Raw genomic sequence first — 20175 nt, forward strand, 5'->3', positions numbered from 1 at the left:
GCATATCGGAAGAATTCACCGAGATAACCCCGCGCTCTCTATGCGCGGGGTTGTTCGTTTATAGGCGTTTGGACGATCGTTACGAAATTCAGAATTCGATTTGCTTGAGGTCAGGGCTTACGCGGAGTATTCGCTGTATAGTATGCGCGCAGGTGAATATAGAATGCCCCTGATTTCCCCGGAAGAAACTTCCTGTTCGAATCGTTGTATATTGACACATAATTAACCCACACTCGGTGCTTCGATATACCGGAATCGCTGCTAACGGCGGGATCGCCATCGGTCCGGCCTATCACTTCAACCGCTCGTTGATCGTGGCGGAGGATCGCGAGCTCGACCCAAGCGAGACCGACGCGCAGGTCGCGCAGTTCGATTATGCGATCGAACGAGCGAAGATCGAGATCGAGAAAGTCTCGGCGCTCGCAGCACAAAAAGCCGGCGCACAGGCGAGCGCGATCTTCGAGGCACAGAAAATGATGCTCGACGATGTGCATGTGCTCTCGACGATTCGCCACCGTATCCGTGCCGAGCACAAGACGGCCGCCTACGTCGTCGATAGTGAGTTCTCGCATCATCAACACTTTTTGCAAACGAGCGAAAGCCCGCTCTTGCGCGAACGCGCGGACGACGTCGAGGACATCAAACAGCGTCTGCTGCGCCATCTGATCGAGAAACAGAAGATCGTCTCGAAGCTCGATCATCCGGCAATCGTCGTCGCCGAGATGCTGACCCCTGCCGATACGATCCTCTTTGCCAGGCACGAACTGCTCGGCTTTGCGACCGACGCGGGCGGCTCGACGAGCCACGTATCGATCCTCTCGCGCTCGCTGAATCTTCCGGCCATCGTGGGCTTGCGCGGTGCGGCAGCGCATATCGAAACGGGCGACATCGTGATTGTCGACGGCTTCACGGGCGAGCTTTTCGTCACGCCGGACGATGCAACGCTGGCGAAATACCGTACAAAGCTCTCGGAGTCGATCAAGGAAAAACGTGCGCGTGTTGCGGCCGTCCGTCGCGATGGCAGCGAACCGCCGCTGACGACCGACGATAAACAGATCGTCGTGAACATGAACATGGAGCTGATCAGCCCCGAAGCGGTGGACGAAGCGGCAAAGATATCACGAGTGAAAGGAAAGGCGGTGCGAGGGTTGGGCCTCGTCCGCACCGAGCACTTTCTGACGGCGAACGACGAGATCCCGACCGAAGAAGAGCAGACACGCATCTACACGGACCTTGCATCGCATTTCGCACCGGCGCCGATCACGATCCGCACATTCGATATCGGCGGCGATAAGCTTATCGGCGGTGGGTTCCGCGAGAAGAACCCGTTCCTCGGCTGGCGCGGCATCCGGAATCTGCTCGACCAACCGGACATCCTGACGGCCCAGCTTCGCGCCTGCCTGCGCGCATCGGCGGTGGGGAAAGTGAAGTTGCTATTTCCGATGGTCACGACCATCGACGAACTCGAACGAACACTGCTTTATCTCGAAGCGGCGAAAGCCGATCTTCGCTCGACGGGCGAACCGTTCGACGAAGACATCAAATTCGGTGTAATGATCGAAGTACCGGCGGCCGCGTTGCAAGCGGCAGCGTTCGCCGCGAGATGCGATTTCCTTTCGATCGGCTCGAACGACCTGACGCAGTACACGCTCGCCGTGGATCGGGGCAACGAGTTTATCGCGCATCTCTTCGATGAGTTGCATCCGGCGGTGCTTCGCCTGATCGCCATGACCGTCAAAGAAGCGCACTTGCGGAAAAAGCCGGTATCGCTGTGCGGCGAGATGGGCGGGAAGACCGGCGCACTGCCATTTATCGTCGGCCTCGGCATCGACGAGATTTCGGTAGCGCCGAACAAAGTCGAGCACATGTCGTCTCTGATTCGCAAACTAAGCTACCGTGAAACCAGAGCGCTGACGCATCGCGTGCTGTCGGATTTTCAGACCCTCCCCGAGCTTAAGCGCAGCCTCTATCGCTTTTTGGCAAAGCGCAAACTCCAATCGGAATTCCTGACCGAAGCGCAGATCGAAGCGCTTACGACGTAACACCGATGTTCGTCGCGTAGGCGTCGATCATGCGGTGCAGCACAGACGTCACATCGTCGGGCTTGATCAATCGTTCGAATCGCTCGTCATAGAGTACCGTATCCACTCGTTTGGGTTTGTGGAAGCTGTCGAGCTCGGACTTCGTCAGCGGCTTCGGCTCCTTGCGCAACCCTGCTTCGGCGAGCATCTTTCCGATCGTGAACGGCGTCGTGACGCCTTTGTCGTAGATATTCCAGATGCCCGTCCAATCCACGCCGTCGAGGAGGTAGCGTACGGTCTTGGTAATGATCTCGATGCTCGAGACCGAGTTAGGCGTATCGATGAGCCCTTCGTATGCGCAGAGTTTCGTAAGCGTGCTGCGCGGCGAAGGGTTATGCGAAAATACTTGGCGCGGTCGCAAGATCGCCACACCGCCTGGGTCGCGTTGCAGCAGCAGCGCGTCGCACGATGCCTTGGTCCAGGAGTAATACGCTGCCGGCGTCGGCGCTGACGCCGGAGTGAACGGCTTGCCGTTCTCGTCGTAGGGGCCATCCCACACGCAGCCACTTGAGAAGTGCAAATAGCGCGGACGATGCTTCATGCGCTGGATGCGCAGATAAAGCTCGAGAGGCGCTTCGACGTTCGAGCGAAATGCTTCTCGTGCGTGATCCTCGCACCATCGCAGATCGGTGCGGCCCGCCGCGTTGATCACGACATCTGGCGAGAGCCGTTCGAGCGCGTCGCTCGAGAGGTCCGCAATATCGTGAGCCCACTGGGTAATTTCGTGCGTATGCAGCGCATCGAAGAGCGCCGAGCCGATTTGTCCTTTGCCGATAATTACGATCTTCATAGTTTTTCGCTCCACCATGCGGAATGCTCCAGATACCAATCGACGGTACGCTCGATGCCGGTATCGAAATTGGTCTCGGGTCGCCAGCCGAGGGTGCGTTCGCTCGACGACCAATCCATCGCGTATCGCCGGTCGTGGCCGGGGCGGTCGGTCACGTGGGTGATGAGGCCGAGCAACGCTTCCTCGTCCTTGCCCATCTTGCGCGCGACGTGGCGCAGGATCAGGCGCGAAAGATCGAGGTTGGTTCGTTCGCTCGAGCCGCCGAATAGATAAACACCTGCGGGTTTCCCGGATTCGATCGTCTTGAAGATGCCGCGGCAGTGATCGTCGACGTAGATCCAATCGCGGACTTGTAATCCGTCGCCATAGACCGGCACCTGCTGTCCGCGCACGGCGCGGGTGATGATCGTCGGGATGAACTTCTCGGGGAATTGGTACGCGCCGTAATTATTCGTGCAACGCGTGATGCGCACGTCGTATCCCCACGTCTTGAAGAACGAGAGCGCCAGTAGATCGGCACCGGCCTTGGTGGATGAATACGGGCTTGACGGATCGAGCGGGGAGTCGTGGCTGAACGTCCCGTTCGCACCGAGGCTGCCATAGACTTCGTCGGTCGAGATCTGCACGAAGGTCGGGATGCCCGCGTCGCGTGCAGCTTCGAGGAGCGTCGCCACGCCTGCAACGTTCGTGTCGCTGAAGACCCGCGCGGCATGGATCGAGCGGTCCACATGGCTTTCGGCCGCGAAGTTTACGAGCGCATCGAACTTCTCACACGTACAGATCGAATGCACCGCTTCGGCGTCGCAGATACTCCCACGAACGAACCGATAGTGTGAGCCGCTTTCGAGGTCGGCGAGATTTTCGCGACGACCGGCATACGTCAGCGCATCGAAGTTCACGACGCGATGGCCGTTCGCCACCGCCATGCGGATGAAGTTCGACCCGATGAATCCGGCTCCGCCGGTAATGAGGAGATTCATACGACGATATAGTTACCGAAGAAGCATACTTAACACAATTCGCAGTGATCTCGTCGTAGAAAAGAAAAGAGGAGGGAAAAAAAACTTGGAAAAGGCCGACTATCGGAATTCATTCATTAGGCGTAATTGGCAAGTGCGGAACTTATTCGTAAAATATTGATTATGTTAATTATTCCAAGCGATTCATGAAAGTCTAAGTTGCACATTGATGCAATTATCAACAAAAAAAACAATTGACGATAATTGTGAACCTCAAGGTTGCAAGTGCCTTGGAGTTGCCGTTTCTTTAGTCGGACATAGATGATCTAACAACATAAACATTTTAAACATGAAACACAACATTAAGAATGCAATACACGCTCTCCTGTTGTTATCAGGACTTCTCCTGTCTGTAAGGATTGCGGATGCACAGTCGTGTATCTCCGAACAAACACTGACCAATCACTATCATGGCATACAGAGTTGTGATAATGTTTGTCACCCTGGTGTGTTTATTTGCGTGACTTCCAATGTTTGGAGCGCACAAACATGCGTACCAGCATGTAGCACGGACGCTCAGAATTGTAAGTGGATACATATCCGGAACCTGCTTGCATGCCCGGGCGTGAAAATCGTGAGTGTGAAAATAAGAGCCTATAAGGATGCCAACAGCCCCCAGCTTTCAATATGCGACCCTATCATGCAGTGGGGTGGGACCGGGTTCACAACGCCGTGGCTGATGTGGGAGGTGACTGGCGGTGGTAGGGTGACGCTTTCCTCGGGTCAATGCCTGCTGTTGCCAGCAGACTGGCAGTACCAATCTAACGGTGTCCCATATCGGGATATTGAGATTCACTGCCCACTCCTCAGCGATGGAGTGACACCGGATCCTGCGTACATGTTAGACTGTTTGGAACATTTGACACTGACCATCTGTGGCGCTGATCACTTCGACTTTGAAGTGTTTTACAACGATGGTAATTCGAGTGGGTCAGGTAATTTTACGGCGAGTAACGTTGCCAGTTACCAACTCTACACGGATTGCCCGACGAAGGACTCGGAGAACGGCTGGGAGGCAACAAGCAACTGCCCCTAGTATGCGAAAATGATGGAGGCGGCGGCACTTGGCGCCGCCTCTGGTCGTTAGTAATACAGCACCCACTCGTGTGTCCTATGAAACGGAATCGAATCAATGTTATTGCCATCCATTCCAGTAGCGTTCTGTTCGCTTACTTCTTACTATGCATCTGTGCACATGCACAGGCACAAGTAAAGCGTGGTGACTGGCGTTACATTTCCTTGCCTGTGGATAGTGTCAAGTCTGTCCTACAACTTTCGTTTTCCGATAGTTTGCATGGGTATGTCGGTGTGCAGCGGATGACGCCATTTCTCGACACGATTCTCGGTGTGGCATTTAACCTCAACCAACGGTGGTATAGAACGACGGACGGGGGGCGCAGTTGGGAACAAATGAGTTTCGGTTCGCTATACCCTGATGTCTTTGTTGCGCGGACTAGCTATTCCGGTATTGGAAATAACATGACATTCTGGCCGCTGCTGTTTACCCCCATAGACGGAGGCGTCGTATGCGTCCCAATGAATAGTGGGTGGGGTGTTGGGACTTCGATCATTGGCAGCGAGGACTACGGCTCAACGTGGCAACCGCGACTGAATGGATACAACACGTCGGGTTGTGTTCTTGTGGATGCGCTTGATTCGAAGCGGCTATTGATGTATGATCCAAACGTATCTCACCATGCGTTGTACTATTCGAACGATGGAGGCGTAACGTTGCCTTCGGCACCGACTGACTCGATTTTCCTGAGGTCGGTCTATCCATACGACATCACAGGACGAGCTCGCGTCCATGTTACGGGGGCATGCATTGACAGTACTCATTGGATTATTGCCCTCCAACCGGGGGAAAGTAGGGCCGATACGCTATTCGCAAGCGGACTTAACATCGTTATGAGCTCAGATGCGGGTCGCAGTTGGCATTTCGTCAACCATCTGCCAAAGGATTATCAGCCTACGTTTGTAGGGGATGGGTTGGGTGGCCACGATTTCCCGGGGAAGTTTCAGATTGCTCGAACGACAAAAGAAGTCTATTTCATGACCGGTGAGTACTGCGAAGGAGAGCAGGAATATCAGTTCGCCCGAATGAACCACCGACCCGGTACATATTGCCTCTGTGGTAACACAAGTGGCTCGCTCCAGGGTATCTCCTTCCTCTACTCATCGGACTACGGTGCGAGCTGGAGCGAGAACCGCACATTCGGTACTCGCCGGCGTGCATTCGAGGCTGTTGGCAACGGTAACGTGTGGATGACAGCCGTGGAGGAGGATTCGATTCGCGACGAATATCGAGCTTCGCTGATGTTGCATTCGACCAATAATGGCGTAACTTGGGATACTGACCGCTATGCTCTTACCGTCTCCGATTATGCATTACTCGATGGGCGCATCCTTACATTCACCGATCCGGATCATGGATGGTGCGCTGCAATCGAGAACAACGGGATCCTCCGGGGTGGCCTCGTCATGATGCGATATGAGCCGCGAGTGCTCTCCTCGGTCGCTACCGAACGCTCGCGTGCCATGCAGACGTTCGACTTCTGTCAGATCTACCCCAACCCTGCATCGGACAACGCCTCCTTCCTCATGCCTGTGGAGCGCAAGTTGTACGGTGTGGAATTGTACGACATGTTTGGACGAAAACCGCGATACACATATCGGCAGATCGATGGTCATTCAGCAGAGATTGATACCCACATGGTCCCAACTGGTTTATACATCGCTCGTATCAACTACGACGTCGGCTGGTTCACCGAGAACCTGGTGGTCGTGCATTAAGCACGCTGCTTAGAACTTAGGTTCGGTGCGAACGACCAGCTCGTTGGCTTTTGCGAGCGAAGGGAAGGTGCCGGCGTCGCTCCAGTAGCCCACGAAGGATGAATACTTCAGGCGACCGGCTTTGACGTATGCATTATTCACGTCGGTGATCTCGAGCTCGTTGCGCGACGACGGGCGGAGCTTTTTGATAATCTCAAACACGTCGGGCGGATAGCAGTAAATACCCGTGACCGCAAAATGCGACGGCGGGTTCGTGGGTTTTTCGATGATCTTGGTGATGTGTTCGCCATCGACGACGGCCACGCCAAAGCGTTCGGCGTCGGGCACTTCTTTGAGAATGATGTGCGCATGGTTCGGGTCGGCCATAAATGCCGAGATCGTCGAGGAGATGCTGTCCTCGAAGATGTTATCGCCGAGGATGACGCACATCGGCTGGTTGTTCGCGAAGCGTTCGGCAAGCAGGAGCGCTTGCGCGATGCCGCCTGCTTCGTCCTGCACGCGGTAGGTGAGCCTGCAGCCGAAGTCCTTGCCGGAGCCGAGCAGCGAGATGAAATCGCCCATGTGCTCGGTGCCGGTGACGATGAGGATATCGGTGATGCCCGCGCCGACGAGCTTTTTCAGCGGGTAGAAGATCATCGGCATTTCGCCGATCGGCAGCAAATGCTTGTTCGTGACCTTCGTGCACGGGTACAGCCGGGAGCCCGTCCCGCCGGCTAGGATGATACCGACACAATTCGAATTATTCGTCATAGGCGTACGTAACAGAGGCTGTAGAACAGAGGGCGTAGGGAGAAAGATTTTGCCGCCTGCATTATTTTTGGCAAGAAGCGTGGAGTTTTACACCCTCGTTTGCGTTGTACTCACTTCTTTCGTCGATCGACTGACCGATGTCATACCCACGAGTCGTGTTGTTACACTGGAATCGCGGACGCTGGAGCGCCTCGGAGCGCCGCGAGCAGGCCGCGACCGAGAACTCGTGCGAATCGTGGGTCTTTGCCCTGGACGGCGATTTCCTCAATACCGATCTTGCCACCGCAACGGCGATCGAGGGATATGACATCGTCATCGCAAATGCGGACTACATCCATCTCGAGAAGCTTCGCTCTCTTGCGGAATCCCGACCCTCGACATGCAAATGGGTGACGTTGATCGAAGGCGATGCGCATGATTTTGCACGTCCGAGGCCGCATGTCCGCGAGCTCTTCGATGCCTCCGATCTCATCAACTGCATCAACCGCTATACCGTCGATTTTCTGCAATCGATGACGAAGACGCCGGTCCGGTTCATCGGCTTCCCGTATCCGGCAGAGGAGATGCGCAAACGCAGTGTGCCGTTCGAGCAGCGCCGCCGCGAGATCTTTCTCGCACCGATGCTGCTCGGCAGATGGTCGGAGTTTCACGCAGCACGCTCGCTCGGCTATCCGATGTTCGGCTACGAGCGCAAGATATCGCGTACGTGGCGCAATCTGGCAAAGAACGTCCGGACGCATCGCTCGCTCGATCGTGACCTCTATACCAAACGGGCGGGATCGCTCTACAACGATCCGAATCTTACGGTGCGACGGGAAGTCCCGCTATCCGATTTCTTCGAGCAGACCGCGGGCTCGTATGTATGGCTGAATCTTGACCCGCGATATACGTGGGGGAGATACATTCTCGATGCAGCGGCGCTCCGTATCCCGATCGTCACGACGCGTTCGACCGGCCAAGCAGAGGAGTTTTTCCCGGCGCTCACTGTTGAGCATGAGTTCGCTACCGAGCATGCACAATCGCTCATTCGCAGGTTGTTTGATGACGACGCGTTTTACCGCGAATGCGCAGACGTGCCACTGGAAGCATTCGAGCACCTCCGTCCCGAGGTAAAAGCACGGCAGATGATCGACGCACTAACACCTCCGTGAGCCAACGCTATCATATTCTCTTTCGGACTTGTGACATCGTGCACTCGCTGCACAATGCACCGCGGCCGTTCGACCTCGATAAGCGCACGCTCATCAAGGTCTGTTTCCGCTCGCTCATCGAAGCGCTTCGGCCCGTCGATCACCGTATCGTCATCATTGCCGACCGCCTCTCGCCGGAAATGACGACGTTTTTCGAGAGCTTCCGCGAGCAGGGCCACGAGATCGAGATGGTCCACGGCGAATATGGCAACGACAACTCGCTTCGCAAACAGGTCGAGCTTGCGCTATCGGTACCGGATGACGACTGGGTGTACTTCGTAGAGGATGATTATGTCCACACTCCAGAGGCATTTGTCTGGATGAACGACCTCATCGTGAACAAGGACGAGTACATCACGAAGAAGACGATCCTTCGACAACTGAAATTCTGGAAGACACGGCTCGACACCATTCCGATTGTCATCCATACGCCGGATTATCCCGACCGCTACCTGCCGCGCTATTTGCGTCCGTCGCTAATTTTCCTCGGAAAGCATTGCCACTGGCGGCAGATCACGAACACGACGTTCACGTTCCTGATCAAAGCCTCGTCGGTGAAGCGGTACAAAGACATTCTATTCTACTCCTGCAACGGTGCAGACGACGGCTACCTCAGTCGCGCGCTGTATGGCGGTCTGCGCTTCGGTGACAAAGCCCTCTGCCTGAGCCCGATCCCCGGCGTCTCGACCCACATGCACGACGGCGTGATGACGCCGCTCGTCGATTGGGCATCGATTGTTGACCGGCATCGGGGTTCGTGACGATGAACGAATGCCGAGTACTGTCCCTGCGCAACCAATTGCATTTCAGTGTGTTTAGGTATCGTGAATTTCTTTGTCCCGAACCGCCCGCTGCTGCTGTATTCGATATTGCTGAGCTTGGTTCTCATAGGCTCCGATATCGTGCACGCCCAGGTATTTGACCCATATCGAAAGGTATCCGATCCTCGCGGTATCTGCCGCCTTACAGGCCCGGATAGTTTACCGGTTCGAGTTAATAGCGGAGTATATCGGTCTGGGGTTCAGGATAGTGTGGATGATTATCAGATTATAGGTGCTGCGACCGGGGCAGGAATCCTTACTCACATCTGGCTACAGTATTACGAGTTGCCTGCCGATTCCATTTGTTTGGTCAAGATTTGGATCGACGATTCGCTTATTGTTGCTTCGGATCTGCGCGGACTCTTTCGCAACGTCCACGGAGTCTTCCGTCCACCGCTGGACTCGGAAGCCTCCGGAGCATTTGTGTGCGACATTCAACTCTGCTACAAGAAGAATTTTCGAGTGACGGAGTTCACCGCTCCAAATAACTGCTGTTTGTTCTGGGGAGTGGAGTACCGACCAATGCCCGATTCGTCTGAGATCGAGAGTGCCTTGACGAGATTCCCGATTACAGAACAACAACAACATGCCGCCGAAGAGGCGTATCATCGCTCAGGTTCACCATGGGACACGACTGCCTCGGTTCGGCATGTTCTGCCGCAGATGCTGGTCGCGGCGGGGGAGTCGGTACTCATTGATTCACTCCGAGGGCCAGGGCTGCTGCAGGAGCTGCATGTTGACGTGGATACTGCCGAGTTTGCGGCCCTATCTGACCTTCGTTTACGTATCTATTGGGATGGGAATCCGACGCCAAGCGTCGATGTGCCGGTACCAGACTTCTTTGGTTGCGGCGCTGGATTTCGCACCGTGAATGCGTTTCAAATTCGAGCGGATCTCGGGGGTCATTTCACCTGCTACCTTCCGATGCCATTTGCGGAGCAAGCGGTAATCCGACTCGAGAATTTCGGTTCGAAGACAGTCCATCTCGGCGGAGGGCAGTTACTCTACTCTCCTGAAGCGGTGAATCGCCATGACGAAGGGTATCTCTATGCGCAGTTCAGCGAATCCAAGCCTGCGCATTGGAAGCGGTACCATCCGGTCGCTCATGCGCTCGGCCGGGGTCGTTTCATCGGCGTGTTCTTCGCATTGCCTGACTATCCGATCGCCTCCTACCTGGAGGGGAATCCGTACTTCTTCGTCGATTCATCCGAACAGAACACTGTATGGTATACCGGTACGGAAGACTATTGCAATGGGGGCTGGTATTTCCGTGATCACACGTTCTCATTGCCATTTGCAGGTTGTACGCACGAATACTCCAGTATCTACCGCTTTCACTACCTCGACGCACTCGATTTCGAAAAGTCGTTGGACTACGAACACCAACACGGTGTCAATAACGACTTTCAGACATGGTACCGAACCGTCGGTTTCTTGTACAAACGATGGACTCCGTTTTGGCCAAGCCATGATAGCCTCGACCGAGCAGAACAATGGAACATCCAGGGGAAGGGGTACCGTCCGGGGCAAGCGATCGACATATCGATCGATACCACGCATCTACGATCGATGACAGCAGGAATCGATGGCTCGTTTACCGCCGACCTTACCATTCCGGCCTCGGTGCCGAGTGGTATACATCGGCTGAGTGTCAACGGGGAAGTACGCCCCGAGCCGATCTTCGTACTGTCCGATCCGACGGTACGGTTCCTCAATGACACCAATCCGCCTGTATTTCGTGCAGGGGACTCGTTGATACTCGACGGACAAGGTTTTATTCCGGGCGAACGCGTTCGGATCTACGTCGATACCGCAGAGGTCAATTATCTCTCGATCCCGACAGTTTCTTCGCTCAACGATCTGCATGCGACCATCCGGCTTCCGTGGCTGCCGGAGTCTGTGTATCGAATTCGGGTTCGTGGCGATCGCGGTTCAGAAGCGCTCACCCGATCGTTTCAACTGACCCGGACACTTTCGTATGAATTCGAGGACCTCCCGGTGATTTATAGCGAATGGACCTACCAGTCATCTCCAGTCTACCTCGGATGGTACCCGTATGCCGATTGGAGCAATACGACGGGGTATCTCTTCTATCCGGACGGGCCATCACGGAAGATCAAATTCGGGTTTAACGTGCCTGTCAGCGATACGTTCGCTGTATCCATGTACCATATCATTGGACTTCGATACGGCAATTATGACCTCTATCTCGACAGTATGTTTGTGGGGTCGTTGCATGGATATCTGGACACCGACTGGTCGATGCCAATGCGTTCGGCGCCTCTCGAACTGGGTATTCATTACCTCACCGCCGGTTCGCACGATCTGATGTTCCGTTGTACCGGACACGATAGTTCTGCGGTTGATTTTCTCATGGATGCCGACAATATGATTCTCACGCCAACTACTGCGTATCACAGTTTGAAGCAGCCCGGCGACTCGTCGACAGATGTCGAGACCCTGCCTGGTCCGTTTGCGCGGCTATCCGAAAATCCCGTCCGTTCCGACCGGGCAATCCTTCGATATTCGCTCGGCTCTTCTTCGCCCACCGATGGGGCCACCATTACTGCAGACGTATTTGATATTCTCGGCAGACGAGTTCGTTCGAGTTCGGGGCTGCAAACGTCACAATCCGTGGGTTCGATCGAGCTGGATTGCCGCGGACTAGCCAATGGAAAGTACTTTGTCATCGTTCACGGCATCGACGGGTTGAGCTCGTCGAACACGACTCTTCCAATGGTACTGGATCGGTAGTAAACTCGTCGCAATCCGATGCACATAGACACATGTGCTTCATAGGTTGTCGCTACATTCGATGGTCGTCATCCACAAGCATCCTTATAGAGAATAAGGGGTTAGCAATCGAGTTCGATCTCATGGTTGATAACCGCGATTGTATGTGAAGAAGATTGTTGATAAATACGAGCATGTTTGCCTTGCTTTTTAAAATCAATTTGCCGAAATTTGTATTTACAACTTCGCTCCATTTTTTGGGAGCGTAGTTCTGTGCTCGTATAAGGTTTTGCACTCGGAAACAATCTCGCGAGTGCGCTGCAGAATTCAGGACGTTTAAGTACCGACTCGCCGAACAACCGAAACGCACAGCTTAGGGATAGTCATGATAGCCTCGACGAATATCGGATCACTTCTTCAGCAACACCTGCCTTATGCGGGTGCCGGACCATTGACTGTTCGGCGCATCCTGAGCGTTGCCCCCTCCGGCTGTCGACGCCGAAGAACGAGATAACTTACTCACGTTTTTTGTTTAGAATTGTAAGGAGCATACGAAACGTATGAAGGTAGCCCGTCGCTTTACGAAAAAAGGAACCAGTGTCTTCGATCAGTTCGAATACACGATGCGCTCGAGCGTGTTGCGCAACCCCGATGGCAAGCCGATCTTCGAGATGCACGACATCGAAGTACCGCGCCAGTGGTCGCAGGTGGCTACCGATATCCTCGCCCAGAAGTATTTCCGCAAGGCCGGCGTCCCCCAGCGCGATGCCGAAGGCAACCTCCTCATCGGTGAGGACGGCAAGCAGGTCATGGGCGCCGAGAAGTCCATCAAGCAGGTAGCTCACCGTTTGGCGGGTTGCTGGCGCTATTGGGGCGAGAAGCACGGCTATTTCTCCTCCAAGGATGATGCGCAGGCGTATTATGACGAAATGGTCTATATGATCATGCGTCAGATGGGTGCTCCGAACTCGCCGCAGTGGTTCAACACTGGCCTTGCCTGGGCATACGGCATCACCGGTCCGGCACAGGGCCACTGGTACGTCGATCCGAAGACCGGCCAGCTCACGCGTTCGAGCGACGCCTACACCCATCCGCAGCCGCACGCCTGCTTCATCCAGTCGGTGACCGACGATCTCGTCAACGAAGGCGGCATCTTCGACCTGATGACGCGCGAGGCGCGCATCTTCAAGTACGGCTCGGGCACGGGCTCGAACTTCTCTGCATTGCGTTCGGCAGGTGAAAAGCTTTCCGGCGGCGGACAGTCGAGCGGACTCATGAGCTTCCTCAAGATATTCGACACCGCAGCAGCGGCGGTGAAGTCGGGCGGCACGACGCGTCGCGCAGCGAAGATGGTCATTCTCGACGTTGACCACCCGGATATCGAGAACTTCATCACCTGGAAGGCATCCGAAGAGCAGAAGGTCGCCGCGCTCGTGGCCGGCTCGAAGATCTGCGATCTCTTCCTGAACATGATCATGAAGATCGCCGTCGAGGGTGGCACCGATCGCCACCTCAACCACGATCTCGATATCGCCATCAAGAAGGCGCTTGCCCGCGGCGTTGCGATGAACTACATCGTCCGCTGCCTGCGCTTGGTCGAGATGGGCTACGACCACATCGACTTCAAGACCTTCGATACGCACTACGAAGGCGAAGCATACCAGACCGTCTCGGGACAGAACTCGAACAACTCGGTCCGCGTCACCAACGACTTCATGAATGCGGTTGCGAACGACGAGGAGTGGCAGCTCCGCTACCGCACCAGTGGTAAGGTCGCCAAGACCGTCAAGGCATCGCACCTGTGGAACGAGATCACGCTCGCCGCATGGTCGAGCGCCGATCCGGGCATGCAGTTCGATACGACCATTAACGAGTGGCATACCTGCCCCGCAGACGGCCGCATCAACGCCAGCAACCCATGCTCCGAGTACATGTTCCTCGACGACACGGCCTGTAACCTCGCGTCGATCAACCTCGCGCACTTCCTCAACGAGGAGACCGGCGAGTTCGACATCGAAGGCTACAAGCATGCGGCGCGCATCTGGACGATCACGCTCGAGATCTCGGTGCTCATGGCGCAATTCCCGTCGCGCGAGATCGCGCAGCGTTCGTTCGATTACCGCACGCTCGGCCTCGGTTACGCGAACCTCGGTACCATCCTCATGGTGCTCGGCATTCCGTACGATTCGCCGAAGGCGCTTGCCATTAGCGGCGCACTGACCGCCATCCTCTGCGGCGAGAGCTATGCAGCGTCGGCCGAAATGGCGCGCGACCTCGGCGCATTCCCGCGCTATGAGGCCAACAAGGAGTCGATGCTCCGCGTCATCCGCAACCACAAACTTGCTGCCTACGATGCAGCCGCCGACCGCTACGAGGGCCTGACCATCAAGCCGATGGGCATCAGCGCCGAAGAAGCGCCGGAAGATCTCCTTACTGCCGCACGCGAGTGCTGGGACCGCGCCTACGAGCTCGGCGAAGCACACGGCTTCCGCAACGCACAGGTCACCGTCATCGCGCCGACCGGCACGATCGGCCTCGTGATGGATTGCGACACCACCGGCATCGAGCCCGACTTCGCCATCGTGAAGTTCAAGAAGCTCGCCGGCGGCGGATATTTCAAGATCGTCAATCAGTCGGTCCGCAAGGCGCTCGTGCGCTTGGGCTATACCGACAAGCAGATCGAAGAGATCGAGAAGTTCTGCAAAGGCCACGGCACGCTCGTCGGCTGCCCGGCGGTCAATCGCTCGACGCTCAAGCTCAAAGGCTTCTCCGACGAGAAGATCGACGAGATCGAGAAGCAGTGCGACAACGTCTTCGATCTCCGTTTTGCGTTCAACAAGTGGACGCTCGGCGAAGACTACTGCAAGAAGCTCGGCTTCACGCTCGAGCAGATGGACGATCCGAACTTCGATATGCTCGCATCGCTCGGCTATTCGAAGGAAGAGATCTCGAAGGCCAACGATTACGTCTGCGGCACGATGACCATCGAAGGCGCGCCGTTCCTCGCCGACGAACACCTGCCGATCTTCGATTGCGCCAACAAGTGCGGCAAGTACGGCAAGCGCTTCATCCCCTACAATGCGCACATCCGCATGATGGCGGCCGCACAGCCGTTCATCTCGGGTGCGATCTCGAAGACGATCAATATGCCGAACGAGGCGACCGTCGAGGATATCTCGAATGCGTACACCGACTCGTGGAAGCTCATGATCAAGGCGAACGCGCTCTATCGCGACGGCTCCAAGCTGTCGCAGCCGCTCAACTCGATCAACGAAGAAGGCGACCTCGCTGAGCAGGTCCTCTTCAGCGATCCCGAGGACGAGATCAAAGAGACCGTTGGCGCTGCCGAGCTGCACCAGCTCATCAACGTGCAGGCCGAAGAGACCGGCACATGGCAGCCGCGCCGCCTGAAGCTGCCGCAGCGCCGCCGCGGATGGCTCCGCGAAGCCGTCGTCGGCGGACACAAAGTGTACCTGCGTACCGGCGAATACGACGACGGTGCGCTCGGTGAGATCTTTATCGATATGTACAAAGAGGGCGCAAGCTTCAAGGGACTCTTGAACTGCTTCGCCGTCTTGGCTTCGAAGGCGCTCCAGTACGGCGTGCCGCTCGAAGAGTTAGTGGATACCTTTACGTTCACCCGTTTCGAGCCCGCCGGATCGGTCCAGGGACACGAAGCGATCAAGAACGCAACATCGATCCTCGATTACGTTTTCCGTGCGCTCGGCTACGAATACCTCAATCGTACCGATTTCGTCCACGTCAAAGCGGTCGACGAGCACAAGCACGACCACCATCACCACGCAAGCGTTGCGGCGGGGCCTGCGACTGCGCCGGTATCGGCCGTCAGCACGCAGCGCACCGAAGCGCCGAGCGAGGATGAGGTCGTCGAGCGGCTCAAGAACCAGCAGAAGTCCGAACCCGAACCGGCCATGGCCGCCGCGACCAGCGCCGCCACCGCCGCCGAAACCCGCAAACAACAGTACCGCGAAGCCAAAACCAAAGGCTACACCGGCGAGCAATGCCCCGCCTGCGGATCGATGAGAGTCAAGCGCAACGGCGCCTGCACCCTCTGCGAAGACTGCGGCACGACCAGCGGGTGTTCGTGAGGAAACGGATAAAGAGTTTACATTAGGTTTTGAGATAATGCGTGAGAGTGCTCACGCGTTATCCCGTCGCCATGAAATACGATCTTGAGATAAAACCACGAGCGCTCAAGGACCTTACCCGCCTTCCGGTGGAAGATAGGATACGCATGCTCGCGCGGATCGAACAGCTCACGAACGGACTGGACGGCGATATTAAGAAGCTAAAATCGCACGAACCTCAGTATCGCGTTCGTTCCGGAAACTACAGGGCGCTGTTCAATATCGAAGGAAACAAGATCGTTGTGTACAGGGTTAAGGATCGGAAGGAGTCGTACAACTAACATGTTATATCACACTGAGTACTTCGAGAAGAACGGCCAGAATTTCGTCGTTCTGCCCGCCGAAGAATTTCGGAAGATGCAAGAACTTCTCGAAGATGCAGAAGACGTCCTCGATCTTGAGACAGCGATTTCCGAGGAGCAACACATCCCCGGCCTGACGCTTGAGGAAGTAAAACGGACGCTCAATATCCCATAAGGCCGTCGTGGAGACAGCCAGTCGTGCTCTGGCCGCCTCCAGCGCCTGCACTCTCTGCGAATACTTCGGCACAACCAGCGGGTGTAGCTAGGGAGGGTGAAGCCCTTGTTGACAGTCGGGCTGATATTCGCCAGAATCGATGAGTGAGGGTCTCCTGACTCGGGAAGCCACGAGGAAGCTTGGATAGTCAGGTTAGCTGTAGACACGCATTCGTAAGTTGGAGCTGTCACGTATTGGAGGAGGGGTTAGAGGTGGTAGTCCTTGGACAGAATGTTGATGATGTCATTGTTATTTTCGCCTTGAGGCAGCTGGAGGATCGCGTGCTGTTGCAACCAGCGGAAGCTCGCATCAAGAAGCTAAGACAACAATTCTCAAACGTTATTGTACTTGATGGTACGCACGATGGGATTGCAATCCAACTTGAGAAACTTGCGGCTTTAGGCATAGAACACCCAGTTATTATTGAAATAATTTCTCACGGTAGTCTGTCTGGGACAGAGGCTTGTTCTGACGTTGATCGCGTCGCATGGACTAAAATTGCATCGTTCATACGACAGCTTCCAGCAGAGAAGGTGGTGCTAGTGAACGCCATGTCGACCTGCATGTCATTCGCCCTCGTTGACTTGCTTTGTAACTCCGTTCAGGCGGTGTTTGCAAACAATCTCGCCGCCAGTGCGGCAGCTTTCTCTCAATCTGACATACTCTATTCGAAGGGGTTTAAATTGATGCAGCATGGACTTGATGTCGCGCATATGTTAGATCAGTATACTTGGTGCAAGGGAGGTCAAAGGGAGAATGTGATAGACTGGCAAAAGAGATATGAGTTGCTGACAGACGAGCATCAGGATGCTGCGTATTGGAATGAATGGGACCCGGTACTTCGAAAAGCAGCCGGAATCGAGAAATCAGACGCCACATAAGCAAAGTTAAGTACAACTTATTATGGACGAGAAGGATTTAGCACAGATTGCTGGACCGGCAGATCGTTCATTTCGAAAACTACTTGAGACGATAGTTTCAGGCTTCGGCCTGAAAACCGGCTCGCGGCAGATCAAGAAACAAGGCGAAACCGCATTGAGCCTAGCCAAGCAGTTAGACTCGCTTGTGCAGTCATCCCCAAACCTCGACGGGGTCTCCCTAGAATTGCGGGATGGCAATATTCAGATGATGGCAACCGCCTCGCAGAGAGCGCTCTCATTTGACCAGCGCTCAGATGTAGCCCTGCGACTAAATGCTGAAAGAAAACAACAAAACCGAGAGAGCATAATCGCAGATGCAGCCTTTGAGTTGACGGCGGGTGACTCTCAGGTTCCGTTATCCGAGGATCCTGTTGACCCAGATTGGACAGTTCGCTTCTTTAACATCGCAGAGGATGTTTCTGACGATGACATGCAACTGATTTGGGGTAGAATTCTAGCAGGTGAGGTTTGCCAACCGGGTAGTTACAGTTTGCGCACGCTTGATCTCTTAAAGAATATTTCCCAAAAGGAAGCAACGCTCTTCGCAACGCTTTGCAAGTTCGTCTTTAATGGCCGATTCGTATACTACCAAGAGGGAATATTCCCAGAGTTCTGCGATATGAGCTTTGACGATATCCTTCTCCTCGAGGAGGCAGGATTGCTCCAGCACTCCCTGTTCTTTACTATGAACAAGAAAGATACAGAAAAAGGGAGACTCGAAATATGGTACAATAGCACCTTCGCATTCAACCTCAGCGCCGACAAAATACCCACACCTATGCCGTGCCTAAAACTAACCAAGGCGGGTATTGAACTGTCTACGCTCACCCAGGGACCAAGGAGCCGGAAATACGCCCGATTGCTGCGCGAGTTTTATCGACAGCAGGGGTTCACCATTATGGAATACACAGGTGGAGGCAATATCGTGGGGGGAGCTTTTAGACCGCCCGAGTGGGATGAAGATGATTTGTCAGATAGGAAGCCGAAAGAAGATTGGGGCAGACTTTAGAGTGTATCGACTCCATCCACACCTAGATCCGATAAATCCAGACTAAGCGAAATTCGTTTATCACCCTTCATGTAGACCACACTGCAACTCGCGTTTCCACAAACAACTTCTGGATACTCTTGATAGGGACGGTTGTCTCGAAGTTCATAAACCGGCTTCCAACCGTCTTGCATGAGAATGCGACGAGCGCGGGAGTACGGTACAGCGTACCACAACCCGAATGCAGCCAACTCGGCACCTACTGAAGCTGTATCAACGGGATTCTTGAAGACCGGGCCATCTGAACCACCATCGCAGAAATACTCGCTGCAGAGTCGCCCAGAAACCACTGTAGCGTCATCAAGTTTGAAGTGTTCGAGAATCTGCCGTTCCACCTCGTGTGGCAGGGTGCCTAGCGGGAAGTTGACATACGCTTTGCCCGTCGGGAGTGCATTGCCATCCAAAGTCGCGTTGTGTGAATCCTCGGCAGCGATGTAATGGACGCGGAAGAACTTGTTTAGAGGTGCACTGTAAATTACGAGGCCTCTCTCGTCAGGGCATCTATGTGGGTAGCACCCATCCCAGATCAGGTACTCTCCACCATCAAGAAACACTCGATAGACACTGTGTACGTCGAGGTAGTAAGGAATCAAGGTCTTGCTTAGAAGTTTCCCATTTGACTTGCTCCGCATCTGAAGTAGTCCGTTATCTTCCCTCGGCTTAAATGTAATCTTTCCGGTCACATTGGTTAGCTCGAAGATATCAGATGTCCCGTCAAGAGCCATAAAAGTATTTGAAAGTATCGGCGCAGGCAGATTAGGCTGGGTGGATGACTGTCTCGTTTTTGAGCTGTTGATTGAATCATCGCCTGTGGGGAGCCGACCATGGGATGCGGTGTCGGTATTCGGATGCGACGTCGTGTCGTATCCCATTCTTTTCAAGATTGACCCGAACACCAGTATTCCCAAGAACCACAGAAGCAGCTTTCTGTTTCGAGCTGCCTTTGCCTGTTTGCTGGCATCTCTTTTCGGCGGTGGTTGTGGTGGCGGTGGCTCGGTCCTGGTCTGACCAGCGTTTCGTGGCGGGTCCGTCGTCTGACGGCCGTGTGCATCACGGTTTGACTGGCGTTGGTGCGATTGCTGATTCGCGTACTCCTCGATGAAGGATTTCACAAATCCGTACGCCTCGTTTATCCGCTTCGTTCTTTCTTCGGCCTTCCTCCTTAGGTTTTCATTTCCTTGGAATCGATCAGGGTGCCAGACATTGATAAGCTCTCGGTATGCCTTTTGAGCATCGGCAAGCGAAGAGCCAAATGGTATTTCCAGCACATCAAAATACTTCTTGACTTCTGAGGGAGTCATCGATCATGCCGATTGCATAAGTCCACAATTGAACAATACCAACAGTTATTGGTTTCGTCGCTGGC

Annotated in this window: 14 protein-coding genes; 10 read left to right on the top strand and 4 right to left on the bottom strand. The window is 54.8% G+C overall.

Going from position 1 to position 20175, the window contains the following annotated elements; all coding sequences use genetic code 11:
- Positions 1–236 precede the first annotated feature (236 nt).
- Entirely contained in the window at positions 237–2042 is a 1806-nt protein-coding gene (ptsP, locus tag JSS75_01470) for a phosphoenolpyruvate--protein phosphotransferase (protein ID MBS1902356.1), read from the top strand.
- Here ptsP and JSS75_01475 read toward each other — a convergent pair.
- Together JSS75_01475 and rfbB are read right to left on the bottom strand one after the other, a co-directional pair.
- Complete coding sequence (locus JSS75_01475) at positions 2032–2871, bottom strand: sugar nucleotide-binding protein (GenBank protein MBS1902357.1); 840 nt, start codon at positions 2869–2871, stop codon at positions 2032–2034. The genes ptsP and JSS75_01475 overlap by 11 nt on opposite strands.
- Positions 2868–3851, bottom strand: a complete 984-nt coding sequence (gene rfbB / locus JSS75_01480) for a dTDP-glucose 4,6-dehydratase (GenBank protein MBS1902358.1) — start codon at positions 3849–3851, stop codon at positions 2868–2870. Before rfbB ends, JSS75_01475 begins: the two co-directional genes overlap by 4 nt.
- 1152 nt (positions 3852–5003) lie before the next feature.
- Between rfbB and JSS75_01485 the strand changes: the two genes are divergently transcribed.
- Positions 5004–6683 carry a T9SS type A sorting domain-containing protein gene (locus tag JSS75_01485; protein ID MBS1902359.1) on the top strand — a complete coding sequence of 560 codons (1680 nt, stop codon included), beginning with the start codon at positions 5004–5006 and terminating at the stop codon, positions 6681–6683.
- A 9-nt stretch (positions 6684–6692) separates the two neighbouring features.
- On the opposite strand, the gene JSS75_01490 is transcribed toward JSS75_01485, so the two are convergent.
- Complete coding sequence (locus tag JSS75_01490; protein MBS1902360.1) at positions 6693–7433, bottom strand: NTP transferase domain-containing protein; 741 nt, start codon at positions 7431–7433, stop codon at positions 6693–6695.
- A 137-nt stretch (positions 7434–7570) separates the two neighbouring features.
- Here JSS75_01490 and JSS75_01495 point away from each other — a divergent pair, with 137 nt between their 5' ends.
- The 8 genes from JSS75_01495 (at position 7571) to JSS75_01530 (ending at position 18770) form a co-directional block, all read left to right on the top strand.
- The gene (locus JSS75_01495; GenBank protein ID MBS1902361.1) at positions 7571–8584 is read left to right on the top strand and encodes a hypothetical protein; all 1014 of its coding nucleotides are present in this window, start codon (positions 7571–7573) and stop codon (positions 8582–8584) included.
- A complete protein-coding gene (locus tag JSS75_01500) occupies positions 8581–9384 on the top strand; it encodes a hypothetical protein (protein MBS1902362.1) in 804 nt (267 codons plus the stop codon). Before JSS75_01495 ends, JSS75_01500 begins: the two co-directional genes overlap by 4 nt.
- Positions 9385–9750: 366 nt before the next feature.
- Positions 9751–12198, top strand: coding sequence for a DUF2961 domain-containing protein (locus JSS75_01505; protein ID MBS1902363.1), 2448 nt, complete (start codon positions 9751–9753; stop codon positions 12196–12198).
- A gap of 539 nt (positions 12199–12737) precedes the next feature.
- Entirely contained in the window at positions 12738–16286 is a 3549-nt protein-coding gene (locus tag JSS75_01510) for a vitamin B12-dependent ribonucleotide reductase (GenBank protein MBS1902364.1), read from the top strand.
- Between the two features lie 71 nt (positions 16287–16357).
- Positions 16358–16606, top strand: coding sequence for a type II toxin-antitoxin system RelE/ParE family toxin (locus JSS75_01515; protein MBS1902365.1), 249 nt, complete (start codon positions 16358–16360; stop codon positions 16604–16606).
- Between the two features lies 1 nt (position 16607).
- The gene (locus tag JSS75_01520; protein MBS1902366.1) at positions 16608–16802 is read left to right on the top strand and encodes a type II toxin-antitoxin system Phd/YefM family antitoxin; all 195 of its coding nucleotides are present in this window, start codon (positions 16608–16610) and stop codon (positions 16800–16802) included.
- Between the two features lie 251 nt (positions 16803–17053).
- The gene (locus JSS75_01525; GenBank protein MBS1902367.1) at positions 17054–17722 is read left to right on the top strand and encodes a hypothetical protein; all 669 of its coding nucleotides are present in this window, start codon (positions 17054–17056) and stop codon (positions 17720–17722) included.
- Positions 17723–17744: 22 nt separating this feature from the next.
- Positions 17745–18770 carry a DUF2806 domain-containing protein gene (locus JSS75_01530; protein ID MBS1902368.1) on the top strand — a complete coding sequence of 342 codons (1026 nt, stop codon included), beginning with the start codon at positions 17745–17747 and terminating at the stop codon, positions 18768–18770.
- Here the strand turns inward: JSS75_01530 and JSS75_01535 are convergent.
- Positions 18767–20110, bottom strand: a complete 1344-nt coding sequence (locus JSS75_01535) for a DnaJ domain-containing protein (protein MBS1902369.1) — start codon at positions 20108–20110, stop codon at positions 18767–18769. The genes JSS75_01530 and JSS75_01535 overlap by 4 nt on opposite strands.
- Positions 20111–20175 lie beyond the last annotated feature (65 nt).

Source organism: Bacteroidota bacterium (assembly GCA_018266755.1).
In the GTDB taxonomy this organism is placed as follows: Bacteria; Bacteroidota; Ignavibacteria; order Palsa-1295; family Palsa-1295; genus JAFDZW01.